15 protein-coding genes are annotated in these 20,714 nt (G+C 67.0%); 5 read left to right on the top strand and 10 right to left on the bottom strand.

Going from position 1 to position 20,714, the window contains the following annotated elements; translation table 11 throughout:
* Positions 1-195: 195 nt before the first annotated feature.
* On the bottom strand, positions 196-870 hold the full coding sequence (locus tag G4D86_RS00535) for a DUF4919 domain-containing protein (RefSeq protein WP_163988214.1): 675 nt from the start codon (positions 868-870) through the stop codon (positions 196-198).
* A gap of 165 nt (positions 871-1,035) precedes the next feature.
* Between G4D86_RS00535 and G4D86_RS00530 the strand changes: the two genes are divergently transcribed.
* From G4D86_RS00530 to G4D86_RS00510, 5 genes are all read left to right on the top strand, one after another.
* A complete protein-coding gene (locus tag G4D86_RS00530; protein WP_163988211.1) occupies positions 1,036-1,524 on the top strand; it encodes an NUDIX hydrolase in 489 nt (162 codons plus the stop codon).
* A 139-nt stretch (positions 1,525-1,663) separates the two neighbouring features.
* Entirely contained in the window at positions 1,664-2,521 is an 858-nt protein-coding gene (locus G4D86_RS00525) for an energy transducer TonB (RefSeq protein ID WP_205519414.1), read from the top strand.
* 28 nt (positions 2,522-2,549) lie between these two features.
* Positions 2,550-3,938 carry a PepSY-associated TM helix domain-containing protein gene (locus G4D86_RS00520; RefSeq protein WP_163988207.1) on the top strand — a complete coding sequence of 463 codons (1,389 nt, stop codon included), beginning with the start codon at positions 2,550-2,552 and terminating at the stop codon, positions 3,936-3,938.
* A gap of 143 nt (positions 3,939-4,081) precedes the next feature.
* Complete coding sequence (locus G4D86_RS00515) at positions 4,082-6,427, top strand: TonB-dependent receptor (RefSeq protein ID WP_163988205.1); 2,346 nt, start codon at positions 4,082-4,084, stop codon at positions 6,425-6,427.
* Between the two features lie 37 nt (positions 6,428-6,464).
* Entirely contained in the window at positions 6,465-7,145 is a 681-nt protein-coding gene (locus G4D86_RS00510) for a Fe2+-dependent dioxygenase (protein ID WP_163988203.1), read from the top strand.
* 56 nt (positions 7,146-7,201) lie between these two features.
* On the opposite strand, the gene G4D86_RS00505 is transcribed toward G4D86_RS00510, so the two are convergent.
* From G4D86_RS00505 to G4D86_RS00465, 9 genes are all read right to left on the bottom strand, one after another.
* Entirely contained in the window at positions 7,202-8,938 is a 1,737-nt protein-coding gene (locus tag G4D86_RS00505) for a DEAD/DEAH box helicase (protein ID WP_240359968.1), read from the bottom strand.
* 160 nt (positions 8,939-9,098) lie between these two features.
* Complete coding sequence (locus tag G4D86_RS00500) at positions 9,099-9,932, bottom strand: metallophosphoesterase (protein ID WP_163988201.1); 834 nt, start codon at positions 9,930-9,932, stop codon at positions 9,099-9,101.
* Positions 9,933-10,019: 87 nt separating this feature from the next.
* Positions 10,020-10,574 carry a deoxynucleotide monophosphate kinase family protein gene (locus tag G4D86_RS00495; protein WP_163988199.1) on the bottom strand — a complete coding sequence of 185 codons (555 nt, stop codon included), beginning with the start codon at positions 10,572-10,574 and terminating at the stop codon, positions 10,020-10,022.
* Positions 10,571-11,476, bottom strand: coding sequence for a viperin family antiviral radical SAM protein (locus G4D86_RS00490; protein ID WP_163988197.1), 906 nt, complete (start codon positions 11,474-11,476; stop codon positions 10,571-10,573). The genes G4D86_RS00495 and G4D86_RS00490 overlap by 4 nt, the downstream gene beginning before the upstream one ends.
* Positions 11,477-11,558: 82 nt before the next feature.
* Positions 11,559-12,737 carry a sigma-70 family RNA polymerase sigma factor gene (locus G4D86_RS00485; RefSeq protein ID WP_163988195.1) on the bottom strand — a complete coding sequence of 393 codons (1,179 nt, stop codon included), beginning with the start codon at positions 12,735-12,737 and terminating at the stop codon, positions 11,559-11,561.
* A 233-nt stretch (positions 12,738-12,970) separates the two neighbouring features.
* On the bottom strand, positions 12,971-15,721 hold the full coding sequence (locus G4D86_RS00480) for a phospholipase D-like domain-containing protein (protein WP_163988192.1): 2,751 nt from the start codon (positions 15,719-15,721) through the stop codon (positions 12,971-12,973).
* Between the two features lie 307 nt (positions 15,722-16,028).
* The gene (locus G4D86_RS00475; RefSeq protein ID WP_163988191.1) at positions 16,029-18,863 is read right to left on the bottom strand and encodes a TIR domain-containing protein; all 2,835 of its coding nucleotides are present in this window, start codon (positions 18,861-18,863) and stop codon (positions 16,029-16,031) included.
* A gap of 92 nt (positions 18,864-18,955) precedes the next feature.
* Positions 18,956-19,966 (bottom strand): MlaD family protein, encoded by a 1,011-nt coding sequence (locus G4D86_RS00470; protein ID WP_163988189.1) that lies wholly within the window; start codon positions 19,964-19,966, stop codon positions 18,956-18,958.
* Entirely contained in the window at positions 19,959-20,711 is a 753-nt protein-coding gene (locus G4D86_RS00465; RefSeq protein WP_163988186.1) for an ATP-binding cassette domain-containing protein, read from the bottom strand. Before G4D86_RS00465 ends, G4D86_RS00470 begins: the two co-directional genes overlap by 8 nt.
* Positions 20,712-20,714 lie beyond the last annotated feature (3 nt).

Here is a 20,714-nt window from a genome sequence, read left to right as displayed (position 1 = left end):
CGTGACGCGCCGCATGGAGGATGGAACGGGTGGGGCGCGGCCCTTTGTTTCAGGCAGGCGCGCTGGCAGCCGCCACGCCGCCATGGCCCGTCACCCGGGCCCGGGGCGCGAGACAGTCTTTCCGACGGGAGCCGGGGCGGTCAGGCATTCGGGCGCGGAGGCGCCGAGCCCAGGCGCTCGCAGGCTCCACCCGCTTCACTTCTTGAGCTTCATGCGGCGCGCGCGGGCCTCGACGACGTCGGAGATCTCGAAGTAGCGCTTCGTCTCCTCGCCATCGAGCTCGACGCTCATCTCGTCGCAGAGGTTGCCGTCCTCGTTGACGATCCGCTGCTGCTTGAACTCGGCGTCGATCATCCGCAACACGAAGTACTCCTCGTCGACGCTGACGACGCGCCAGGCGGTCGCGCATGACCTGCCGTCGCGGCCCTCGACCACCGACTTCAGCAGTCCCAGCGCCACCACCCGGCCGGCCTGGGCACAGGCGTCATCGCCGAGCGCCTCGCAGGACTGCCGCTGGGCCTTCTGGGCATCGAGGTCGACGTAGACGATGTCGAGGATGTCCCGGGCCCGGGCGAGCACCACCTTCACATCGCCCCCTTGCTGCATGTTCTCGAACATGGCCTTGCGCAGCGCCGGGAGCTTCTCGGTGCGCGGGTCGTCCTTCATCGCCGGGCCGTAGAGCCAGGCGAGCCGCAGGTCGCGGAAGTTGACGGCCTTGCCCGCCTTGGCGCGGGCGACGAGCTCCTTGTACCGAGCCTCGGTCTTCTCGACGGAAGGGCGGATGGGCAGCTTCCCTTGCGGCGTCGACGTGGGGCTGGCGTGGGCACCACTGCAGACGAGGGCGAAGGCCAGGAGGAGCTTTCGGAGCATTTCGCCATCCCATTGCAAAAAGGAGCCGGGGCGCAAGGGGCCGGCGGGGCAGCCGCGCCGGATTGCGTGTCCGCGGCGGCTTCGGACGGGAATGGCGCTGGTGCGGTGCGCTTCTTTGCTCTACGCAGGCGCGCCAGTCCCCACCCCTCGCCGCCGGAGTCCGCCATGCCCTACACCCCCATCATCGGCACGCTCGGCTATGTCATGTCCCCGGACCGGCAGCGGGTGCTGCTCATCCACCGCAACGCGCGGCCGGACGACGCGCACTACGGCAAGTACAACGGCCTGGGCGGGAAGATGGACCGCGACGAGGACGTGGCCGCGTGCATGCGCCGCGAGATTCGCGAGGAGGCCGGCATCGAGTGCGTGGAAATGGTGCTGCGCGGCACCATCTCCTGGCCCGGCTTCGGCAAGCACGGCGAGGACTGGCTCGGCTTCGTCTTCCGCATCGACCGCTTCGAGGGCACGCCGCTGGAGCGCAACCCGGAGGGCTCGCTGTCCTGGGTCCCCGTGGTGGACCTGCCGAAGCTGAACCTGTGGGACGGAGACCGGCACTTCCTGCCGCTCGTGTTCGACGGGGACTCGCGGCCCTTCCATGGCGTCATGCCGTACGAGGGCGGCCGCGCGGTGAGCTGGTCCTTCACGCGGCTATAAGCACGGCGCTCGCGGCAGGGTTCTTCAAGCGACAGCGAGGCCGTTGTCCCGCAACAGCCTCACACCCAGAGTACGGCCACACTGAACTCGACCGTTGACGGCTGGCCTGCTCAGGGAGTATCCATCATACACGGTGAAAATGAGAACCATTCTCAGTTTCGACTTTCCGGAGATGGTGGACGAGAGCGTTGCTCCGGTGGAGCGGGCGCTGCCTTCGGTGGGCCTCTTCCGCATGGGCGAGGACGCCCCCGGTGAGGCCGCGTCGAAGCGCTGGAGCCAGGCCCTGGTGGTCGCCATGGCCGTGCATGTCGTGGCGCTGGCGGGTGGGCTGATGTTCTCGTCCGCGCTGCCGGAGAAGGCCCCCACGGCGCCGGAGCCGGAGCTGGTGTTCCTCGCCTTCGCGCCGCCGCCTCCCGCGCCCTCCAGCGCGGGAGCCGCCAAGGTGGAGAAGGCGCGCCCGACGCAGGCGCGCACTCCGCGCCCCGTGGAGCGCCAGCTCGTCGTGCCCGTGCCGAAGCCGATTCCGGAGCCCGTGGAGGTGAAGCCCGAGCCGGTGCCGGAGCCCCCCGTCGACGTCGCGCCACCCGAGCCCACGGAAGAGGTTCCGGCGGCCAACGTGGGCGCGGTGGTGGGTGGCGTGGTGGGCGGTGTCATCGGTGGCCAGCAGGGCGGGGTGGTGGGTGCTTCGGGCGGGACGGGCGAGGCCCTGGGACTGAAGCAGGTGTCGCGTCCCCCGGCCGTGCTCAAGCAGGTCGCGCCGGACTACCCGCGCCGCGCGCGCTCGGATGGCATCCAGGGGCTGGTGGTGGTGCGCATCATCATCGGGACGGACGGGAAGGTGGAGCCCGAGAGCACGCGGGTGATCCGCTCGGTGCCCGCACTGGACCAGGCGGCCATCGACGCGGTCAGCCGCTGGCGCTTCTCTCCGGCGCTCGGACGCGAGGGCCGGCCGGTGCGCGTCATCATCGAGATTCCCGTCGAGTTCTCCCTCAAGTGAAGCCACGGGCCTCGCCCGTCCCCGCCCCATGAACAGCATCTTTCGCAAGATCATCTTCTGGATTCATCTGGTGGTGGGCATCGTCGCCGGGCTCGTCATCGCGACCATGTCGCTGACGGGGGCGTCGATTGCGTTCGAGCCGCAGCTGCTGGAGTGGGCCGAGCGCGACGCGCGCCTGGTGCAGGTGCCCGCGCCGGACGCGGCCCGGCTCCCCGTGGACGAGCTGCTGGCGCGCGTGCGCACCGCCCGTCCGGAGGCGCAGCCCTCGGGCGTGACGGTGTACCCGGAGCCCGAAGCCGCGGTGCTGGTGAACCTGGGCCGCGAGAGCCTCGTCTACGTGAATCCCTACACGGGCGAGGTGAAGGACGGCGGCGCGGAAGGGTGGCGCAACTTCTTCCATGTCTCGGAGGAGCTGCACCGGTGGCTCGCGGCGTCGGGTGACAACCGCGCGGTGGGCAAGGCCCTCACGGGCGTGAGCAACACGGTGTTCCTCTTCCTCGCCGTGTCCGGCCTGTACCTGTGGTGGCCGCGCAAGTGGACGCTGCGCGCGATGCGGCCGTCGCTCTGGTTCCGGCGCGGGCTGAAGGGCAAGGCGCGCGACTGGAACTGGCACAACGTCATCGGCTTCTGGTCGCTGCCGGTCATCATCGTCCTCACCGCGTCCGGCATGGTCATCTCGTACCGCTGGGCGTCGGACCTGGTGTTCAAGGTGACGGGCAATACGCCTCCCGCGAACCAGGGCCCGCCGGGAGGACAGGCGGGGGTGAAGCTGCCCACGCCGCCGCCAGGGACGGAGAAGCTCAAGCTGGACGCGCTCTTCGCCGAGGCGCGCAAGGGGACTCCCGCGTGGAAGTCCGTCTCGCTGCGCCTGGGGGGCGCGCCGCGCCCCGCGGGGCAGCAGGGCGCGCCGGGTCAGGAAGGCCGGCAGGGGCCGCGTGGCGCACAGGGGCAGGGCGGGGAGGGTCGGGGCGAGCAGGGTGCGCGGGCACAGGCCGCCGAGCGCGCTCCCGGGCAGGACGGCCCCCGGGGCCCGCAGCCGGCGGGTGGCGGCGGCGAGGCTCGTGGCGGCGGCGTGGAGGCCCTCACCTTCACCGTGCGCGAGCAGGGCGCGTGGCCGCTCTTCGCGTCGACGCAGGTGTCGTTGGACCCCTTCACCGGCCAGGTGGCGAAGCAGGAGGGCTACGCGGACTACAACAGCGGCCGCAAGCTGCGCACGTGGCTGCGCTTCCTCCACACGGGCGAGGCGCTCGGGTGGCTGGGGCAGCTCGTCGCCGCCATTGCCTCGCTCGGGGGCTCGGTCCTCGTGTACACGGGCTTCGCCCTCGCGTGGCGCCGCTTCTTCCCGCGCCGCAGCGCCAGCACCGTCTCTGCTTCCGAAGCCGCCTCCGTGCAGCCGGAGCCGGAGACCACCGCGTAACCCCCGAAGCCATCGCGAGGGCCTGCCGGGCGCGAGCGTCCGACACGGGCTCCTTTGTGTTCTCAATTTGATTTTGCGTATCAAAATCGGTATCAGACGAACCCGTTGAACAGGCCTCCCCGGCCAGGAGCTCGAGAGCAGCCATGTCCCCCAAGAACCCCCGTACCTCAGGCATCCGCTCGGCAGTCGGTCACACTGGAGGCGTGCGCGCGGCGTTGCGTCCCTGGGGGCAGGCCGCGGTCGGCCTCGCGTCGGCGCTCGCCGCCAGCGGCGCCATGGCCCAGGAGCCCGCGGCCGCACCGGTGACCCCGGCCAACCCGCCGGCGGTGGTGGAAGGGGCGGAGAAGAGCGGCGCCGCCGAGGCCACCCCGGCCGCGCCCCAGTCCGGCACGGACGCGGCGGCGCAGCCGTCGGAGCAGGGCACGGAGAACACCTTCGTGCTGCCCACGGTGAAGGTGGAGGGCGAGGCGGAGAAGGGCTACGTGGCCCCGGCGAGCAGCCTCACGCGCATGCCGAAGCCGCTGGTCACCACGCCGCAGTCCGTCACCGTCGTCCCCGAGGCGGTGCTCGAGGAGCAGCAGGTGACGACGGTGCGCGAGGCGCTGCGCAACGTGTCCGGCATCACCATGAGCGCGGGCGAGGGTGGCCGCCAGGGTGACGCCTTCATCGTCCGCGGCTTCTCCGCGCAGAACGACATCTCCCGCGACGGCGCGCGCGACCTGGGCTGGTACTCGCGCGACACGTTCAACCTGGAGGGCGTGGAGGCCTACTTCGGCCCGTCCGCCGTCCTCTTCGGCCGCGGCTCCACCGGTGGCGCCGTCAACCTCGTCACCAAGAAGCCGAAGAAGACCTCCTTCCAGGACGTCGCGCTGAGCGGCGGCACCGCGCCCTCCGGCCGCCTGGAAGTGGACCTCAACGAGGCCGTCAACGAGAAGTTCCAGATCCGCCTCAACGCCATGGGCGAGCTGGGCAGCGCCGCGGCCCGCAACGTCGTCACCGACAACCGCGCCGGCGTCGCGCCCTCGCTGCGCTACCAGCTCAGCGACGACACCGCCTTCGAGGCCGACTACCTCTTCCAGCGCGAGTCCGGCGTCCCCGACTACGGCCAGCCGTACTTCAACAGCTACCCCGTCTCCACGACGCTCGACGTGCCGCGTGAGTCCTTCTACGGCGTGGAGGGCTCGGACAAGACGCGCGTGGACGCGCACGTCGCCAGCGGCCGGTTGCTCCAGCGCTTCGGCGAGGGCGTGCTCTTCACCAACACGCTGCGCTACGGCCGGGTGGACCGCTTCTCGCGCCCCACGGCGCCGCGCGGCCTGACGCCCGTCACGGACCCCACCACCATCGGCCGGCAGCGCTTCGAGACCGAGACGGACAACAGCTACCTCGCCAACCTCGCGGACGTGCGCGGCAACTTCGAGACGGGCTTCCTGAAGCACACCACCAACGCGGGTGTCGAGCTGACGTGGGAGAAGCGCGGCCAGGGCCGCTTCAACCTGAACGCGACGGGCCTGCCCACCGGCACCAACCTCCCCGCGGACCTGTTCAACCCGGACCCGCAGCCGGACCTGTCCTCCGTGGAGCGCGTCTTCTCCACCGCCAACACCAGCGTGCAGCGGACGATGGGCCTCTACGTCGCGGACCAGGTGGAGGTCGGCAAGTACGTGGAGGTGCTCGGCTCGCTCCGCTACGACGTGTTCAACACGGACTACGTCACCACGGCGGCCACGGGCGTGAAGACGCGGTTGCAGAACAGCGACCACCTGATGAACTGGCGCGCGGGCGTCGTCCTCAAGCCCATGGAGGGGACGAGCGTGTACGGCATGTACGGCACGTCCGCCAACCCGTCGGCGGAGGTGGGCACGCTGTCGGTGGACACGGTGAGCCTGGAGCCGGAGAAGAACACCATCGTCGAGGCGGGCGCCAAGGGCTCGTTCCTCGGGGACCGGCTGGGCCTGAGCGGCGCGGTGTTCCGCATCACCAAGACGGACGCGCGCGTGCCCAACACGGACCCGGACGGGCCGCCGCAGATCCTCGCGGGTGAGCAGCGCGTGCAGGGCTTCAACGTGGGCGTGGCGGGTACGATTACCAGCGGCCTGAAGCTGCTGGCGAACTACACGCTGATGGACTCCGCGATTACGGAGCACACCAACCCGTACCTCGTCGGCCAGCGCCTGCCGAACACGCCGCGGCACAGCATCTCGCTCTGGTCCACGTACCAGGTCCTGGAGAACCTGTCCGTGGGCGGCGGCGCCGTCTACCAGGACGTGACGAGCGTCAACAACCCGACCGCGGCCACGGCGGTGACGAACAAGGTGCCGAACTTCTGGCGCTTCGACGCGTTCGCCAACTATGCGTGGGGCAAGGCGCAGCTGCAGCTCAACCTGTACAACCTCACGGACGCGCTCTACTACGACCAGTACTACTCCGGTCAGGCCGTCCCCGCCGAGGGCATCTCCGCGCTGCTGACCGCCCGCTACCGCTTCTAGCGCTCTGTCGCAGCCCCCGTCCTCCGGAGTCCTCTCCATGATGGTCCACATCCCCAACGTCCTCGGCGCCGAGCAGGTGGCCCACTGCCGCGCCGTCATGGAGAGGGCATCCTGGACGGATGGCCGCGTCACCGCCGGCCACCAGTCCGGACAGGTGAAGAAGAACCTCCAGCTCCCGGAGAACGGGGCGGAGGCGCGCGAGTTGGGGGCGCTGGTGCTGGCGGGGCTGGAGCGCAGCGCGCTGTTCGTCTCGGCGGTGCTGCCGCAGCGCGTGTTCCCCCCGCTGTTCAACCGCTACGAGCCGGGGATGACGTTCGGCTCGCACGTGGACAACGCCATCCGCGGGCTGCCGGGGATGGCGGGGCGCATCCGCACGGACGTGTCCGCCACCCTGTTCCTCTCCGAGCCGGACAGCTACGACGGCGGGGACCTGGTGGTGGAGGACACCTACGGCAACCACACGGTGAAGCTGCCGGCCGGGGACCTCATCATCTACCCGGCCACGAGCCTGCACCACGTGACGCCGGTGACGCGCGGCGTGCGACTGGCGTCGTTCTTCTGGGTGCAGAGCCTGGTGCGGGACGTGTCGAAGCGCGCGCTGCTCTTCGACATGGACACGGCGATTACGCAGCTCAACCAGGAGGTGCCCAAGAGCCCCGCCCTGGTCATGCTGACGGGCACGTACCACAACCTGCTGAGGCAGTGGGCGGAGCCGTAGGCGCGGCTCCGTGACTGACGTGCCCCCGATGACGTGCACCGGGGGCCGTTCGTCGCTCAGCCCTTGTCCTTGCGGACGATGACCTTCTTGCCGCGGAGCGTGGTCTCCTTCAGCGCGGCGATGATGCGGTTGGCGTCCGGCTCCGGCACCTCCACCAGGGAGAAGCTGTCGCCAATCTGGATGGCGCCGATGCGCGACGAGTCGAGCCCCGCCTCACCGGCGATGGCGCCCACCAGGTCCGCCGGCCGCATGCCCGCGCGCCGCCCCGCGCCAATCCACAGCCGGGTGATGTCCCACGACGGCGGGCCGCCCCGGGCCTTGGCGCCCCGGTCCGGACGTCCGCCAGGGCCGGGCCGGGCTCCCGGCGCGCCGCCGGGAGGACCGAACTTGCCGCGCTCGGGCCGGTCCTTCTGCGGGGCGACGGTGGGGATCTCCTCCTCCTTGCCCTCGCGGCCCTCGTCCTGCGAGTCCTGGAGGAGCTTCAGCGCGGCGGCGGCGATGTCCATGGCGTCGAACTCCGAGGCCAGGTCCTCCACCACGCTGCGCAGCGGGTCCAGCTCGCCGGCCACCAGCGTCTCGCGCAGGGACGAGCGGAGCATCTCCTTCCGCTTCTCGCGCAGGTCCGCCACGGTGGGGACGGTGGACACCTCGATGCGCTGGCCGGTGACGCGCTCGATGTTGCGCAGCAGCCGGTGCTCGCGGGGCTCCACGAGCGTAATCGCCACGCCCTCGCGGCCGGCGCGGCCCGTGCGGCCGATGCGGTGCACGTAGGCTTCCGGGGCGTTGGGCACGTCGAAGTTCACCACGTGCGACAGCCGGGGGATGTCCAGGCCGCGCGCCGCGACGTCCGTGGCCACCAGCAGGTCCGTGCCCTGCGACTTGAGCTGCTTGATGACCCTGTCGCGCTGCTCCTGCGTCATGCCGCCGTGCAGGGCGTGGGCGCGCCAGCCGCGGCCGTTGAGGGACACGGTGAGGTCGTCCACCTCGGTGCGGGTGCGGCAGAAGATGATGGCCGCGGTGGGCGACTCCACGTCGAGCAGGCGGCCCAGCGTGGCGATCTTGAAGGCGCGCGGAACGACATAGGCCGTCTGGCGGACGCGGGGCATCTCGCCCTGTTCCACCTTCTCGCGGGCAATCTTCACGCGCACCGGCTCGCGCAGGTGGCGCTCGGCGATGGCGGCGATGCGCGGGGGCAGGGTGGCGGAGAACAGGGCGGTCTGCCGGTTCTCGGGCGTCCCGGAGAGGATGGCCTCCAGGTCATCGGCGAAGCCCATGTCGAGCATCTCGTCGGCCTCGTCCAGCACGACGGTGCGCACGTCGTCGAGCTGGAGCGTGCCGCGGCGCAGGTGGTCCAGCGCGCGGCCCGGGGTGGCGACGACGACGTCCACGCCCCGCTTGAGCACGCGGAGCTGCTGGCCGATGACCTGCCCGCCGTAGAGGGGGAGCACGGTGACGCCGAGCTTCTGCCCGTAGCGGTGGATGGCCTCGGACACCTGCATGGCCAGCTCGCGCGTGGGGACGAGCACCAGCGCGGCGGTGGTGTTGGGGCGGCTCTTGCCGGCCGTCAGGTGCTGGAGGAGGGGCAGGGCGAAGGCGGCCGTCTTGCCGGTACCGGTGGCGGCGATGCCGAGCAGGTCCTTGCCGGCGAGCAGCGGCGGGAGGGCGGCGGCCTGGATGGGCGTGGGCTCCTCGTAGCCGAGCGCGCTGAGCGCCTCGACCAACGCGGGCTTGAGGCCCAGGGAGTCGAACGTGGGGTTGACAGGGGCTTCGGGGGGAGGAGGCGAGGCTTTCACGGTCGGGGCTTGTACCACCTGCACTCGCCGAATGGCCGTGAAGATTGTTGGCTCTGTCCCACACCTGAAAACTGCGCGGGCCGTGCGGCGCGGGCCGGGGCGGGGATGTCTTGAAGTGTGTGGTTTGCGAGCCTGACGGGGTTGAGGCCCGCCGAGGGGCTCAGTTCGTGATGCCCCAGGTCAGGAGCGAGCCGTTGCGGATGCCGAAGTAGCCGTAGGCCTCCCGTCCCTGTTCCACGCTGGCCAGGCAGTGGACGGAGGTCTTCTTCCCGGAGGGGTGTTGGATTTCGGTGACGTAGCTCCGGTGCAGGTGCCCGCAGAGCACCAGCTTCGGCTGCAGCGCGTCCACGAGCAGCCGCGCGTACTCGTTGCCCACGGAGTCGTGGCTGAAGCTCCGGCGCTGTCCCTGGAAGGCGGCGGCGTCCTTCGGGTCGACGATGCCGGAAGGCCAGTCATGGAGCAGGAGCACGTCCGCGTGCCCGAGCTCGAGGGCCTGCTCGACGTCCCGCTCGTTGAAGTACGTGAAGACCTTGTTGGAGCAGGAGCCCTGCGCGGAGAGGGGCGGGCGCGCGTCGCGGAAGGCCTCCTCGCTGTGGATGCCGGACAGGCCCACCACGCGCAGTCCGTGCAGGTCCATGACGCCCACGCGGCCGAGGTAGTGGCAGTGACGGGTCAGCTCGAAGCCCTCGGGATGGGTGTCGAGGTAGCCGTAGGGCTCGTGGTTGCCGCCGATGAAGTAGAGCGGCCAGGGGAAGCCCCGCCGGACCTTGTGGTAGGCCTCGAAGTCGCCGAGGTGGCGGTACTTCGCGGGGGCGGCCATGGTGGCGAGGTCCGCCTCGTCGCGGTGGGGCTCGAAGTCACCGACCTGGAGGATGAAGTCGAACTGGCGATGGAAGACCTCCGTGCTGTGCCGGAGGTGGTTGACCATCTGGTTCATGTGCCCATGGACGTCTCCGACGGCGGCGAAGAAGACCTCGTTGATGTCGGTGGGCATGGCGGTTCCTGTTTCCGCGCAGGGACGGGGCTGTGGGAGTCGGGCTGACCGGGGCGGGCAAGATGGTTCTCCGTGCCGGCTCAGGTTTCAACCGCTGGTCGTCAACGCGTGTTCGACCCGAGCGAGCAGTGTTTCGAGCGTCCCGTCATTCAGGATGATGTCATCGAATCGGGCACGGTCCGCGTTGGCGGCTTCTTGCTCGGTGGCGTGGCCTGCCATGCCACCCGGTGCACCGGCCCCGGGGCGTTCCACCCTCCAGAGGGTCGCTCCGAGCGCCCGCGCCACCTTCCACTCCCTGTCCGTGCGCAGGTCCGTGCAGACCACCTTGCCTCCCGCCGCGAGGAGTGACTCCACGCGCAGCCGAAAGGGGCGTATCCACACCTCGGGATCGAGCTCCACGCAGGTCTGCCCGAAGTGCTGATACAGCTCGCGTGGCGCCTTCCCCAGGCGTGGGTCCACCGTGTTGCGTCCCTCGCCCCAGAGCTGGTCCGGGCTGAGCTGGAAGAGAGTCATCAGGATGGCCTTCATCGGGTCGGCGATGGCGACGCGCTCGAAGCCATGGTGCCGTATCAGCAAGCCGCCCACTGTGTCCTTCCCCGCGCCGGAGACTCCCGCGAGGCAGATGAAGCTCCGCCGGCTCATTGCTCACCTCCAAAGTCATAGCGGCCGCCTCGCTGCTCGAATCGGGTCATGGAGAAGCGGATTTGTGACCAGGCCGCTTCGATGCCGTCGTGAAGGATGGGTGCGCTGTAGCGGTGGCCGCCTCCCGCGTTGTCGAAGAACCGTCCGGCGGGGTCCACCATGGCGTAGCTGCCGCGCATGTCCTCGTTGTCTTCGGGAACCAGGATGATGCCGTCCGCGGACAAGCCCTGGTGGCGCTCGACGAAGCCGTGGAAGTCCTCATCCGTGCACAGGAGGGGCTCGACCTTGCCGCTGTTCTGGCCTGCCACCGGAAGGACGCGCAGGATCTTCCATCGCTCCGGGCGAAGGGCACGGAGGAACTCGGAGTGGTCCTCCTTCGCATTGAGTGACGTGATGACCGTGTTCATCTTGAAGCGCATGCCGGCCTGCCGGATGCGCTCGGCGAGCGCGAGATACGCGTCGGGCGTGAGTGCCTTTCCCTTCACCGCGCGACCCAGAGCCTCGTGGGTTCGCGGAAAGGGGCTGTCGATGCTGAGCGTGACCCAGTCCAGCGCGCCTTCGAATCGCGAGAGGCGCTCCGGAGTGAGCTGGCTGCCATTGGTCACCAGCATGGTCGTCGCGCCGCGCTCCTTCGCGGCCCGGACCAGGTCCGGGAGCCACTTGCACAGCAACGGCTCTCCTCCCGCGAAGGTGAGCTTCCGGAAGTGGCTGGCGAGCAGCTCCACCAATCGCAGCGCGTCCTCCCGAGGCAGATGCCCCTGAGGTAGCACCGTGGTCAGGACGTCCTCGAACGTGGCGAAGCAGAACCGGCAACGCATGTTGCACGGCTCCCACAGATGGAAGTTGACCGAGGGGGGCAGTTCCTGGAGTACGGCGGGGACGTCGACTGTCGGCTGCAGCATGGAGCCTCCGTGAGGCCCGCTCTCGCGGGCGGTTCGAAGCTCCACACCCCGCAGCGAATTAATTGTGACCGCGTGACGTAAGTCAGCGACAACGCTCGCGAAAATCGATTTCCAATTTGTCCCGTGCCCGCTGGACCCGCTTGCGGGCGGTGGCGTACTCGATGCCCAGCCGCTGGGAGATCTCCAGCTCGCTCATGTCGTCGAAATAACGCATGAAAAGCACCTGGCGATGCTCCTCTCCCAGGGAGCAGAGCGACTTCTGCATGGCGTGCTGTGCCTCGGCTCGGACGTATTGATCGTCCGGTCGGAGCTCGCACGCGGGCTCAGGGTCGTAGCCGACCGGGCAGGACCGGACCTGACTGCGCCACTTGTAGGCGCCATTCCGGACCGAGCGCAGGAAGAACTGCTCGAAGTCGTCGTAGTGGTCAGAATGAAGGCAGACGTTCAGCAGGGTTGCATAGACGACGTCTGGCGCGTCGGCCGCACCCACGATTGACGCCGCAATGCCTCGCGCCCTGCTGAGCATCGACTGGTCCTGATAGCCGCTCTCCAGGCAGTCGCGGAAGCTCTGGTTGCGTGACGTCCCGGCCGCGATGGAGGGGGTGCCTCCGGACGTGGTGGATGCCAGGAGGAACTGGCGTGAGCACTCCACGGAGAGGGAATCGCAGCGAGCCGAAGCGCGGGGCGCGGACAGCCTTCCTGCTTGCGACTCCAACGCGTCCGCCAAGGCGCCCAGCATGAAGACGAAGGCGGTGCTTCCCAGGCACGCGAGGGTCAGCAGGCCCGCGCCGAAGGGCGAGGTCCGGGCGATGCGCCAGGAAAGCGAAATTCCTCCCTTCCCGACGGCGTAGAAGACATAGGCGGCGTAGAGGATGGCCCAGATGGCCGTGGCGAGCACCAGGGCCCCGGCTAGCACGGGCTGCTGACTCCGGCTGAAACCCGAGGGAACGAAGAGCCGGCAGGCCATGGCGAGAGCGAGGCCGACGAGGAACCAGGGCCAGCGCATCACGAGCGGCGGTGGTTTCGTTTCTCCCGCGAGCCTGCGGATGAGGTTCCAGGCCGTCACGGCCGAGGCCAGGGCGACACCCAGGATCAACAGCGCGGTCGCGAGGTAGACCGTTCCTTCGAAGATGCCGGACGACAGAGAGCCAATGCGGTCCAGTACGTGCGCGGCTCCGAAGAGTCCAATGGCAGCCGTGATGGCGAAGGCCAGCAGCTCGATGGGAATGAGGACGTTGAGGGCGAAGACCCCCAGTGCCACGACGAAGATGGTGAGCTGCCACCAGCTCGTTCGCCGCGCAGACGCGCCTTCTCCCCCCGGTGAGGCTTGCCCTGTCATTTGGCCGCATACACTAGCAGCCAAATGAAAGTCGCTACGAGTCCTGGGCGGGAGGTTTGGACAGACCCTGGTGGTTGTCAGGGGTGACCCGGCTGATCACGGCTCGTGCGGTAGGCGCGGGCTTCCACTGCGACTTCTGTGCAGGCGCCTGTTCTTTAGCCGACGAGCGAAGGCCAGTTGCGGCCGACCCACGCGCGTTGCTCAGCCTCGGCGCGCCATTGGCTGTCATCGCGGTCGATCCTCCGTGAGCGGGCGAGCAGCGGCGCCAGGGCCGAGAGCATGCGTTCGGCGAAGGGAGTGTCGTGCACGACCAACAGGGCCTCGCTCTCCCAGTAGGCCGCGGTGACGTCGAGGTTGGCGCTGCCCACGGCGACGGCTGTCGTGTCGCTTACCAGGAGCTTGGCGTGGACGTGAGGGAAGACCCGCTCCAGTTCAGGCTCCCAGCCCGGAGCCGGGGGCATCGCGAACTCATAGGCGATTCCGCCCGCGTCGATGACCGCGTCCAGGCGGCTGCGGACGTAGCGGTCCGCTACCTCTCGCAAGGTGCCACCCGGGAAGTGTTCCTGCTGACCGTAGTGGGGGCGGACGCTGCCGAAGAGGACCTCGACGCGCACGCCGCGATGAAGCGCGGCGACGAGCGCGTTCTGCAACTCGAGGAGCAGCGGGAAGGTGTTCACGAGAACGAGGCGCGAGCGCGCATGGCGGATGAGCGCGAGCTGCGTGTCCAGCGTGTGCGTATCCTGGAGCCCCTCATGCAGGACGAGCCGCGCTGACATGGAGCCCGCTGGGGGCACATCGCGCACCGGCCAGGCAGCGCCGCCCGCGCGAGTCCACTCGGCGAGAAACGCGCGCTCCAGTTCCGAGACCAGCGGGCCCGAGAGCCGCGCGCCGCAGTCCAGCCACGGCACCTCACGGTAGTCCGAGGTCCTCCGGAGGGTGACCTCGCCGAAGCCCGTGTAGTAGGGCGCGCCCATGTTGCGCCCCGTGACGAAGGCCTGCTCCGTGTCGATGAGAATGAACTTCCGGTGGTTGCGCTGCTTCAGCGCCTGGAGGCTCGGCAGTCCGGACAGCGGCGCAATGGCGCGCACCTCGACGTCGGGTGTCTCGGACAGGTGGACGAGCGCCGGGTTCATCGCGCCGAAGGAGTCGTGTCCGCTGTAGAGCGCATCGGCGAGCAGCCGCACTCGCACGCCCCTCGCCGCCGCGCGCTTGAGTGCTTCCGCGAAGCGGGCCGTCACGGCGTCGTCCTCGACGATGTAGCACTGCCAGTGGATGGTGCTCCGGGCGCCGTCGATGGCGGCAATCACAGCCTCCCGGGCACTCGCGTTGTCGAGCTCGAAGTCGATGGTGTGGCCGCCGACGCAGCGGCCGCCTCCGGCGAGCGTCAGCTCACGGGAGAAGGTGTCCGGCTCGTCCGGGATTGGCAGGGGCGCCGGTGCGTGTCCGTCCGGGAGGAGCATCAGCTCGTTCGGAGTCAGGGTGCGAAGGAAGGGGTGGACGGGCTTGTGCTCGTCGCGAGTGACGACCGCGGAGATGGCGGCACCCGCCATGGCGAGGCGTATGGCCACGCGAAGCAGTCGCTGGGCATCCACCTGGCGTGGGACGTCGTCGGCGCGCACGTCTTCGAGCCAGGCACTGGCATCGATGAGGAGTGGCGTCCCGAGGCCCGGCATGAGCTTGTGGAGTCGATCCCTGTGCGCGTCGAGTGGCTCGCTGTCGCGCAATCGGATGAAGACAGGGTGGCACGTGTCCTCGAGGCTCGTCAGTGTTTCCTGGAGCGCGGCCTGGGTGACGTGGCTGTCGATGAGCAGCAGTGGGCGCTCGGGCGCGAGTACGTGACACGGTGCGAGCTGCCTCGCGGCGGAGTCGAAGGCGAAGGCGAGGGCCCGGGTGTGCCCTGTCTGGATATGGGCGAACCAGGATGCGGGCAGGGCGACGGCGCCTCCCTGGTGCTGGGCGCCTCCAAGGGGTGCGCCGCCCTCGAAGGCGGTCAGGACGCCCGGGGGTGGCACCGTGACAGTCGGCAGGAACCCGACTTGTTCGACCGCGAAACGAGGCGCGTGTCCAGACAGGACCAGCGAGTCCGAGACGGCGTAGCGCTCCTCGAACAGTGGGGCCGAGGGGAGCGTGCGCGGTAGCAGCAGCGTGGGGACGTACGCTTCCTGCAGTGCCTTGGCTCCGAAGACGCCAATCAGGCGCGCGTACATGTCATCGACAGCATCCGTGGCGACGAGCATGAGGTCGGCGCCCCAGCGCCGCGCGGCCTCCTCGAAGGCCTCGGCCCGGCCCATGGGGCCACGTGAGAGCGGCTCGATGCGCAGTGTCTCCGCGACGCCGAGCGCGCGCGAGATGGTCTGGAGCTCACCGGCCTTCTCGGGTGCCTCAGAGATGGTGAGGGCGATCAGTTCGGCGGGCGGGGCGTGCTTCGCGAGGAAGTCCGCCACCGAGGCGAGCCCTCGACCATCCGGCGCCGCCGCGATGGCCAGGCGTGAAGTGGGGGAGGGTGTCGCGGGACAATGGGCGCCGACGGAGAGCACGTGCAGCCGCTCACGCATGGCGAGCGCCAGGATGGCGCTCACGCGCGCTCGGGGTGACGTGGCGAGCAGTGGACCAACGACGACGAGCTCTGAGCCGTGTTGCCGGGCCGTGCGGGTGACGGCATCGGTCGACAGGTGGTCTTCGAGTTGGTGGCCGATGCCCGTCTCGACGCGCCACTCCCGCACTCCGTCCCAGAGTCGGTCGAGCGAGGTGAGGCTGGGAGGCCGAGGCGCTTCGAGGTCCCTGCGCTCGGGCGACAGGCCGTACAGGTGCACGCTCTCCGGCGCGGGAGCGAGACGCCGTGCGGCGGTCAGCACCTGTTCCGGATTTGCGCTGGCATCGAAGAGGATGAGCAGGCGTCGGAACATGGCGGAGGGTGGCGTCCAATCCGGCTTCACGCAAGCGTCCTCGTGCGCCCCGAATATTGCCGTCCGCGCCAGTTGCCTCTCTTTTTTCGGGAAGCCCGTGTCATCGACGATAAAGGATTGCGAGTCCGTCAGTTCGCGCTTGAGCTTCTGTTTGTCTGTTAAATCCCCACCTCGCAGGCTGGGTCATGAATTGGAGATGTTGGATGTCGGTGAATGTATGCATGTCCACTACATGCGGTATCCTATCTGGAGCGCTGAGATGCTATGGGCATTGGGCTTATATGATGCGAAGAGTGAAATTCCGATTTCAGCCTCCCTTTGCTGCTTTTTGCATGTGAGCGACCGCCTTTCGCAATCCCCGTGCAACATCGGTGAGAGCCGCGTCGCGATCATCCCACGACTTTATGGCCTTGCCGTCTTTCGGTAGCGCTTGGATTTCCCCAAAAGGCGCTAAATTCCAATCGCAATCGCGCAAGATGATGGGGACAACCACTGCGGTGCCCTCTTTATGTCGTTCGAGCGCGCGCGTCATCTCCTTTGCGAAGCAGTAGTCAGAGGCAATGAAGTCGGCGCTGATTAGCAGTACTATGATTTGGGACGACTCAAGATGTCGATCGATTTCGTCGGCCCACTGTTGTCCCGGGATGATTTCGCGATCATGCCAGAGATGTATCAAGCCCGAGCGCCGCAGCAGAGACAGGTGCTTCTCGAGGTCCTGGCGAAACGACTCGTCTGCATGTGAATATGAAATAAACAGATCGACGCCATCAACTATTGCGTCCTCAGGACTGTCCAGATGGTCGCCGCCGAAGGCCTTCTCAAGAGCGGAACGGCAGCCATGGAGTTCGTTCAGGGATTGAGAGCTTTCTTCGTCGAGAGTGTCGAGTTGATTTAGTGCAGTGTCTCGCTGCTCAAGGGACATCCGCTGAGCCTGAACCGCTTCCTCCAGTGTTTGCCGATAAAACTGGAAGTACTCGCGCAGTCGCTTGAAGTAGTCGTCTATGCCATCTTTGAAATCCGTGGCAAGAAAGTCGTCAAACCTGTTGGAAAGATCTTCCACGTTCTGGTGTGCGGTCTGCTTGACTTGCTGTGCGACTTCGTCGAGAGATATTATGTATCTGTCTTTTGTTTTTACTGAGTAATTAACCTCATGTTCCCATAGGAAAAAAGTGTACCACCGAGTTTCATAGCGAGTACGGACCTCTACTCCGCCCGGTTCAAATTTTGTTACTCGTCTTGCGATGCTGATTTTCTCAAGAGGGTTGGCGAGTTTTGGGCGTGGGAATTCAAGGGTTACATCGAAGTGGCGTTTTATTCTCTCTGCCGCTCGCTGTAGGATAGGGCGCGTTTCCGTGGCGAGGACTTGCTCAAATTCGCGTCGAGTAGCTTCGACACGGCGATTTGTTATATCAAGAGCGAGTTCTATCTGTGGGCGAATCCTGCCGAGTACAAGATCGACGGCGTAGTTCGCGAATTCTTGCGCGTCAGCAAGATTTTCGAATTCAACTGCGCGCGAGACGCCACCTAGTGGATCCCCGAAATGCCGAGCGACAAAACGCTTGCCTCTTTTCAGGAACCCCTGGATGGCCGACGCGTCGGTGTCTTCTTTTTCTTTGAATACGAGGCGGACGTCTTCCTCGATAATCGGCTGAAGTCGCCTCCGCAGCAGGCCGAGGTGCTCGCGGAGATCTTTTTCAACTTCCTTGATGCGTAAGTCAACACAACGCCTGCTTTCTTCTAGGTTTCGGATTTCTTGGTCAAGGTTTTTGAGTTCGCTTTCAACTGATGCGGCGTTCGCACGAATGGCCTTATGGCGCATTCGGGCGTCATTGCGAAGAATTGTGAGATGCGCGCGGGCAACAGTGAGCGCGACACGCAGTGCTCGGGGTGCAACTTCCGCAAGAAGTTTCTCAATTGCTTGTGTGAGAAAAGTGTCAAACCCAGAGCGCGCCCAGAGTTTGCCTGCACGCCGGGCAAGTTCGTCGCTGGTTGTTTCTTCCAGATCTTCTTCCCATTGGGTCGCGCCGAATACTAGCGGGGCTAGTGAGACTGCTGCAGGCCATGAGCCTAGGCTGTGATCGCCATTTCGTGGATCTTGTTTGTACTCACGTAAGAAATCGGCCGATCTAAAGGCGCGCTTGGCTGAGACCTCAAAGATTCGGCTGGACGGTATCGGTTTTTTGAAATTTAGATGGCCAATAATGAACTGGCGAACCTGATCGCTTGTCATTCCCTTGTCGTCGCGCTCGTCTACTTTGTTGACAATGACGAAGATGTTCTCTTCGCCAACGATCTGGGCGACAGCTTGGACTTCTTTGCTCACAAGTTCTGCTGCTGTTGCACTGAGTTGTGTGAAGTCAAGGACTAGCAGTACGAGCGAGGTTCTTTCTAGTTGCTCTGCGATGACCTGCTCGAGAAGGTGATGTTGACGAGCCTCATTGGGGCCAGGGGTGTCAACGATTACGAGAGTTCCATGCTGTGATACTGAGGAAGGGGCGGATCGCAAAAAACATGCCTTGATGCGCGGAAGCTCGAAGTCCTTAATTCCAGAAAGAAAGTGCGGTCCTTCGAGCAAGGCTGCTGTGCGAAAGAGGTCGTTCAGGCAGAGCAGTGTTGATTGGACTTCTTGGATTCCAGACGCACGTGCGCTTATTGGTGCGCTGGTTGATTTTCCGAGCTGGGAAATGAGTGTTTGTAGTTCAGGGTTTTCGGGTGCTAACTCTTGGCTCTCTTTGATTCCGCGCAAAAGCACCGACTTGTGAAGTCTATGCCAAAGTTCATTGAATCGAGAGAGCGTTGAGTCGGGGATTGTTAGCTCGGCTTCATTGCAGTCGGAGGCATTGGTTATCTCGGTCGGGATGCTAGTCATTGCTGAGTTGCGTGTTGGTAGTACGCCCGCCCCAAGAATTGCATTCGCAATTGTGGATTTCCCGGCCTTTATGGGTGCAACAATTGAGAGCCTGAGTTCTAGGGTCGTGACCTTATGTCGCTCAGTTCTGATTATCGCGGCGAGCCGACGGTAGTGGTCTGGCTTGTTGAGCCAATGCTCGCCTTGTTGTAGTAGCTTCTCTGCGGAGTTGAGAAGGTTAATGGTTGCTTCTTGAAGTGCTATGAGCGTGTTCTTCTCTTGGGGAGATGACATTTGTAGTATATGTCTTTGGAGGGCTTGGTGTATGGTTGGGTGCGTGTGGATTCGTTGATGTTCTCTGCCTGTCGTAGCAGAATTGGTGAAATCTAGTCCTTCCAGAGAATCTTCCACGGATGCTTGCGCAGGTCCGTCACCAGGGTCCGCAGCTCGTTGTACAGCGTCGGGTCCTGGAGCACCGCGCCGGCCGTGCCCTCTCCGCCCTCAATCTTCGCCAGCACCCGGTCCGCCCGCGCGGCAATTCCTTCCAGCTGCCCCGCCGCGTTCGTGAAGCGCTCCAGCGCCACCTTCACACGCTGACCGTCCTCGGGGCCCAGTGCTCCCGTCACCGCCGCCAGTCCATCCAGCGTCGTCCCTGCGGACTTCGTCAGTCCGGGCAGCTCGCTGCGCATCACCGCCGCCGTGGCAGCCGCGTCATCCAGCAGCCGTGCTCCCTTGCCTCCCGGCTGGAACGACTCGCGCGCGAAGGCCGCCAGCTGGCGCAGGTCCTTCGAGGTCGCCGCCAGCTCCGAGGCGAGCACCTTCACGTCGCCTTCGTTCTCCGTGAGCATCCGGTCCAGCGTCTTCGTCAGCCGCGACACGTTCGCCGCCAGGTCCGTCACCGCCTCCGGGTCCTTCTCCAGCATCGCGGACAGGATCTCCACGAAGCGCGAGAGCTGCTCCGCGAGCAGGTCCAATCGCGGCGCATCCGTCCCTCGCACCGCCTGTCCCGCTCCCAGCGGTTTCTCCGCCGCCCCCGGATTCAATTCCAGGTACGGCTCACCCAAGAGGCCCACCGTGGCCACCGTCACCCGCGCATCCGTGCGCAGCGCTCCCACGGCCTCTGGCGCCACCGCCAGTTCCATACGCACGGGCATCGGCTTGCCCTGCGCATCCCTGCGCTCGGGCAGCAGGCGAATCGCCTGCACTCGGCCCACCTGCACGCCGCCCAGCTTCACCGGCGCGCCCTCCACCACGTTGCCCGTGTGGCCGAAGTCCACCGCGAGCCCCGTGTTCGAGCCCACCGACAGCTCGCCCATCAGCCACAGCAGCACCAGCACGCCCACCACCGTCGCCAGCACCAGGGCGCCCACCTTCAGCTCCAACCGTCGCTCATCCATCCGTCGCGCCCTCCATGAATGGCGCCGTCAGCACCCGGAGCTCGGGCGCGGAGGACTCCAGGAACCCGGCCGGTGGGCCCAGGTATGCACAGCGTCCTCCCGCCACCACCAGCACCTTGTCCGCCAGGCCCTTCAACTGCCGGTAGTCGTGCGTCACCACCAACCCGCCCAGGCCCCGTGCCTTCAGCGACGCCAGCACTTCTTCCACCTGCGATGCCGCCCTCCGGTCCAGCCCCGTCGTGGGCTCGTCCAGCAGCAGGTAGCGTGGCTTCAGCACCAGGGCTCGCGCAATCGCCGCGCGCTTCTTGGCTCCGGGCCCCAGCTCCGGTGGCAGCCGGTCCGCCCACTCCTGCAGGCCCACCTGCGCCAGCGCCGCCTCCACCGCCTCGGCGGGCGCCTCCGGGTCCGCCAGCCGCACATTCTCTCGCAGCGTCCGCCAGTCCAGCAGCGCCGGGCCCTGCACCAGGTAGGGGGCGCGCCGGCGCAGACGTACCAGCTCGCGCTCGGGCTGCGTGTCCACGCGCTCTCCCCACAACTCCACCTGTCCCGCGGCCGGCCGCAGCAGTCCCACCGCCATCCGGCACAGCACGCTCTTCCCGGAGCCGCTCGCTCCCGCGATGAACGTCAGCTCTCGCGTGGACACCTCCGCCGTCAGCCCTTGCAGCACCTGCCGCCCCGTCTCGAACGCTACGCGCACGTCCGTGAAGCGCAGCGTGTCGTCGGCGGGGGAGGGACTCTGATTCATACT

The organism is Pyxidicoccus caerfyrddinensis, assembly GCF_010894405.1.
In the GTDB taxonomy this organism is placed as follows: domain Bacteria; phylum Myxococcota; class Myxococcia; order Myxococcales; family Myxococcaceae; genus Myxococcus; species Myxococcus caerfyrddinensis.
The sequence above is the reverse complement of the archived record's forward strand: the minus strand, read 5'-3'. Positions and strand labels throughout refer to the sequence as shown.